Source organism: Micromonospora sp. NPDC049799 (assembly GCF_040656655.1).
Classification (GTDB): domain Bacteria; phylum Actinomycetota; class Actinomycetes; order Mycobacteriales; family Micromonosporaceae; genus Micromonospora.
Window position 1 is genome coordinate 1 of record NZ_JBFAMU010000360.1, and the last position, 5099, is coordinate 5099.

A 5099-nucleotide genomic window follows, 5' to 3' on the forward strand; every position below is an offset into this window, starting at 1 on the left:
CGTCGTACGGGTCCAACCGACGGCCGACAACCGGGTCAGCTGTGTGGGCAGCCGCCGGGCGGGGCCGGTGGCCAGCATCCGGCGCCGGTCCGGAGGCCGGCGGGCTTCCCCACCCCGGGCCCGGGACGGGGGACGTCCCGGGAGCACTCGATCCCCATCCCGGAGCGGCACCCGATGACGGAGGCGGACCGCCGGACGGCGTACCCCATCCCGGTCCGGACGACGGCGGGCCGCCCCACCCGGGTCCGGAGGACGGCGGGCCGCCCCACCCGGGTCCGGACGACGGCGGGGTCCAGGGACGGACGGGCGGAGCCGACGCGGTCGGCGGCGGATACCCCATCGCACCGGCTTCCGGCGGCGCGCTCGGCCGTGCCCACCCACCGTGGTCGGACGGGGTGGGGTGGGGGCCGTCGGTGTGCGGCGCCGTCGGGTCGGTACCCGGGGGGCGCGCCGGTTCCGTCACGGATCCTCCTGTCGGCAGCGGGTGTCCACCGCCGTGCGACGGACACCGGCCAGGCTACCGCCGGCGGCCGGACCGCCGACGCCCCGGCGGGACCGTTCCCCGGCGGGCGGTCAATCCACGTTCGGCGCGAAGTCCTGCCCGAAGGGTGCCTCGGCCAGCCGCACGACGGCGATCACCACCATCGTCACCACGCTCACCGCGGCGAGCGTCAGGCCCGTCCAGGCCAGCCGCTCCCCCCGCCGCAGCCAGGCCGCGCCGGTGAGGAAACCCCCCGAGGCGTACGCCTCCCGGCGCGCCTGGCGCGCCAACTGCAGCGCCACCGTCGCCGGCACCACCCCACCGATGAACAGGCCGGTCAGCGCGCCGATGAGGCCCAGCGCGAAGACCGCACGCGCCTTGGTGGAGCGGGTCGGGTCCGGATCGAGCGGGTGGCGCGGCGGACCCGGCGGGGCGAGGGGCACCGGCCCGGGCAGGGTCGTCATGTCCTCCATCATGCCGCGTCCGGCGGCCGGGGGTGCCGGCACGCCGGTCCGGACCACGAACACGACGAGGCCCCCGGCGGGTGCCGGGGGCCTCGTCGTCGCAACTGCTTAGCGGTACGACCCGAAGTCGAAGTCGTCCAGCGGCACTGCCTGCCCGCTGGCCGGCCCGAACCCATAGTCGGTCTCCGGGTAGCCGGTCATCGAGTAGACCTTGGCCTTGGCCTCCTCGGTCGGCTCGACCCGGACGTTGCGGTACTTGCTGATGCCGGTACCGGCCGGGATGAGCTTACCGATGATCACGTTCTCCTTGAGGCCGACGAGCGAGTCGCTGCGCGAGTTGATCGCCGCGTCGGTCAGCACCCGGGTGGTCTCCTGGAAGGAGGCCGCCGAGAGCCAGGAGTCGGTGGCCAGCGAGGCCTTGGTGATACCCATCAGCACCGGGCGACCGGCGGCGGGCTCGCCACCCTCGCCGACGAGCCGGCGGTTCTCCGACTCGAAGAGCGCCCGGTCGACCAGCACGCCCGGCAGGAACTCGGTCGAGCCGGAGTCGATGACCGTCACCCGCTTGAGCATCTGGCGGATGATGATCTCGATGTGCTTGTCGTGGATGAGCACACCCTGCGAGCGGTAGACCTCCTGGACCTCCTGGGTCAGGTGGACCTGGACCGCACGCGGGCCGAGGATGCGGAGCAGCTCGTGCGGGTCGACCGTACCGACCGTGAGCTTCTCGCCGACCTCGACGTGGTCGCCGTCGGCGGCCAGCAGACGGACCCGCTTGGAGATCTTGTCGTAGACGATCTCGTCGCTGCCGTCGTCCGGCACCACGATGATCTTCCGCGACCGCTCGCCGTCCTCGATCCGGATCCGGCCGGGGGTGTCGGCGATCGGCGCCTTGCCCTTCGGGATCCGGGCCTCGAAGATCTCCTGCACACGCGGCAGACCCTGGGTGATGTCCTCACCCGCGACACCACCGGTGTGGAAGGTACGCATCGTCAGCTGGGTACCCGGCTCACCGATCGACTGGGCGGCGATGATGCCGACCGCCTCGCCGACGTCCACCGTCTTGCCGGTCGGCAGCGAGCGGCCGTAGCACGCACCGCAGACGCCCAGCTTCGACTCGCAGGTCAGCACGCTGCGCACCCGGATGGTCTCCACCCCGGCGGCGACGATCCGGTCGACCAGGATCGAGTTGACGTCCTGACCCCGCTCGGCGACGACGGTGCCGTCCGGCCCCTTGATGTCGTCGGCCAGCGTACGGGCGTGCACGCTGGTCTCGGCGTGCTCGTGCACGACCAGCCCGCCGTCACGTCGCTGCCCGATCTGCATCGGGATGGCGCGGTCGGTGCCGCAGTCCTCCTCGCGGATGATGACGTCCTGCGAGACGTCCACCAGACGACGGGTGAGGTAACCCGAGTCAGCGGTACGCAGGGCGGTGTCCGCGAGGCCCTTACGGGCACCGTGCGTGGAGATGAAGTACTCCAGCACGGACAGACCCTCCCGGTAGCTGGCCTTGATCGGCCGCGGGATGATCTCGCCCTTCGGGTTGGCCACCAGACCACGGATCGCCGCGATCTGCCGGAGCTGGAGCAGGTTACCGCGGGCACCCGAGTTGATCATCTTCCACAGCGGGTTCTCCTGCGGCAGCGCGGTGTCCATCTCCTTGGCGACCTCGTTGGTCGCCTTGGTCCAGATCTCGATGAGCTCGCCGCGACGCTCCTCGGCGGTCATCAGACCACGCTGGTACTGCTTGTCGATCCGGTCGGCCTCGGCCTCGTACCGCTCCAGGATCTCCCGCTTGCGCGGCGGAGCGATGACGTCCTCCATGCCGATCGTCACGCCGGACCAGGTGGCCCAGTGGAAACCGGCCTCCTTGAGCCCGTCCAGGGTGGCCGCGAGGGCCACCTTCGGGAAGCGCTCGGCGAGGTCGTTCACGATCGCCGAGAGCTGGCCCTTGCGGATCTCGTAGTTCACGAACCGGTAGCCCTGCGGCAGGGTCTCGTTGAAGAGGACCCGACCCAGCGTGGTCTCCACCGTCAGCGGGTCACCCTCGACCCAGCCCTCCGGCGCGGTCCACGACTCGGCGCCGGCACCGTTGTCGACGCCGACGACGCCGCGCAGTCGGATCTTGACCGGAGCCTGCAGGTGCAGCTCGCCGTTGTCGAACGCCATCCGCGCCTCGGCGTCCGAGCTGAACGCCCGGCCCTCGCCGCGCTCACCGGCGGTGAGGTGGGTGAGGTGGTAGAGACCGATGATCATGTCCTGGGTGGGCATGGTCACCGGCTTGCCGTCGGCCGGCTTGAGGATGTTGTTCGACGAGAGCATGAGGATCCGCGCCTCGGCCTGGGCCTCGGCGGACAGCGGCACGTGCACCGCCATCTGGTCACCGTCGAAGTCGGCGTTGAACGCGGTGCAGACCAGCGGGTGGATCTGGATCGCCTTGCCCTCGACCAGCTGCGGCTCGAAGGCCTGGATGCCCAGGCGGTGCAGGGTCGGCGCGCGGTTGAGCAGCACCGGGTGCTCGCCGATGACCTCTTCCAGCACGTCCCACACGACCGGCCGCTGCCGCTCGACCATCCGCTTGGCGGACTTGATGTTCTGCGCGTGGTTGAGGTCGACCAGCCGCTTCATGACGAAGGGCTTGAACAGCTCCAGCGCCATCTGCTTCGGCAGGCCGCACTGGTGCAGCTTCAGCTTCGGGCCGACCACGATGACCGAACGGCCCGAGTAGTCGACGCGCTTGCCCAGCAGGTTCTGCCGGAAGCGGCCCTGCTTGCCCTTGAGCATGTCGGACAGCGACTTGAGCGGACGGTTACCCGGACCGGTGACCGGCCGGCCACGACGGCCGTTGTCGAACAGCGCGTCGACGGCCTCCTGGAGCATCCGCTTCTCGTTGTTGACGATGATCTCGGGCGCGCCGAGGTCGATCAGCCGCTTGAGGCGGTTGTTCCGGTTGATCACGCGGCGGTACAGGTCGTTCAGGTCGGAGGTCGCGAAGCGGCCACCGTCCAGCTGCACCATCGGCCGCAGGTCCGGCGGGATGACCGGCACGCAGTCGAGCACCATGCCGAGCGGCGAGTTGCGGGTGTTCAGGAACGCCGCGACGACCTTGAGCCGCTTGAGCGCCCGGATCTTCCGCTGGCCCTTACCGGTGCGGATGGTCTCCCGCAGGCTCTCGGCCTCGGCGTCGAGATCCATGTTCTGGACCAGCGCCTTGATGGCCTCGGCACCCATGCCGCCGGTGAAGTACTCGCCGAACCGGTCCCGCAGCTCGCGGTAGAGCAACTCGTCGGTGACCAGCTGCTTCGGCTCCAGCTTGCGGAAGGTGTCCAGCACCTCGTCCAGGCGGTCGATCTCGCGCTGGGCCCGGTCGCGGATCTGGCGCATCTCGCGCTCTCCGCCCTCCTTGACCTTGCGCCGGACGTCCGCCTTCGCGCCCTCGGCCTCCAACTCGGCCAGGTCGGCCTCGAGCTTGGCGGCCCGCTTCTCGATCTCCGAGTCGCGGCTGTTCTCCGACTGCCGCTTCTCGGCAAGGATCTCGTTCTCGATCGTCGAGAGGTCACGGTGACGCGACTCGGCGTCCACGCTCGTCACGACGTACGAGGCGAAGTAGATGATCTTCTCGAGGTCCTTGGGGGCGAGGTCCAGCAGGTAGCCCAGCCGGCTGGGCACGCCCTTGAAGTACCAGATGTGGGTCACCGGAGCAGCGAGCTCGATGTGCCCCATCCGCTCACGACGGACCTTCGACCGGGTCACCTCGACGCCGCAGCGCTCGCAGATGATGCCCTTGAAGCGGACCCGCTTGTACTTACCGCAGTAGCACTCCCAGTCCCGCTGCGGACCGAAGATCTTCTCGCAGAAGAGTCCGTCCTTTTCCGGCTTGAGCGTGCGGTAGTTGATCGTCTCGGGCTTCTTGACCTCACCGTGCGACCACTGACGGATGTCGTCGGCGGTGGCGAGGCCGATGCGCAGCTCGTCGAAGAAGTTGACGTCGAGCACTATGTCCCCTATGTCGTCGTCTGTACTGCTAGCTAGTGGGTGGGGTCGGGGGCCGGCGGGCCCGGTCCCCACCCCAAACCAAAAACCACATGCGCCCAGCCCCGCTCCCGCCGGGGCCGGGGGGTGCCCACCACCACCCCCCCCCCGCACACCACGGG

At 70.0% G+C, this 5099-nt stretch carries 2 protein-coding genes; both read right to left on the reverse strand.

The window, feature by feature from the left end:
* Positions 1-573: 573 nt before the first annotated feature.
* Complete coding sequence (locus AB0I76_RS22095; protein WP_357038516.1) at positions 574-945, reverse strand: hypothetical protein; 372 nt, start codon at positions 943-945, stop codon at positions 574-576.
* Between the two features lie 108 nt (positions 946-1053).
* Positions 1054-4941 carry a DNA-directed RNA polymerase subunit beta' gene (locus AB0I76_RS22100; RefSeq protein WP_357038519.1) on the reverse strand — a complete coding sequence of 1296 codons (3888 nt, stop codon included), beginning with the start codon at positions 4939-4941 and terminating at the stop codon, positions 1054-1056.
* Positions 4942-5099: the final 158 nt, after the last annotated feature.

What these genes read in the sequence shown, in the direction of transcription:
- AB0I76_RS22095 (WP_357038516.1), bottom strand. Translation starts at nt 945, where the DNA reads ATGACGACCCTGCCCGGGCCGGTGCCCCTCGCCCCGCCGGGTCCGCCG.